The sequence below is a fragment of the Klebsiella sp. K47 genome (genome assembly GCF_051858335.1).
GTDB classification, from domain to species: Bacteria; Pseudomonadota; Gammaproteobacteria; order Enterobacterales; family Enterobacteriaceae; genus Klebsiella; species Klebsiella pneumoniae.
The window spans coordinates 1-211 of the sequence record NZ_JBPYUI010000573.1 but is presented as its reverse complement, the minus strand read 5'-3'; the positions used below and the strand labels follow the sequence as shown (position 1 = coordinate 211).

Here is a 211-nt window from a genome sequence, read left to right as displayed (position 1 = left end):
CCCTTGAGGTCCTGCACGCTGCGGATGGGCGAATCCTTGGGCACGATCACCGCCTCCAGCCCGGGGCGCGGCTCGGTGGCGCCCGCATAGACCAGGGGTGCGCCTGCGGCCTGCGCAAAGATGGGCGGGGCCTCGCCCACATCGCCGAAGTCGATGGAGCCCACGTTCAGCGCCTCCAGCTGCACGGGGCCGGCGTTGAACTCGATCCAGC

1 protein-coding gene is annotated in these 211 nt (G+C 71.1%); it reads right to left on the bottom strand.

What is annotated here, in order from left to right; all coding sequences use genetic code 11:
• Window positions 1–211 (bottom strand): ABC transporter substrate-binding protein (locus RRF55_RS29270; protein WP_439419494.1); only part of this gene is annotated, 211 nt, incomplete at both ends.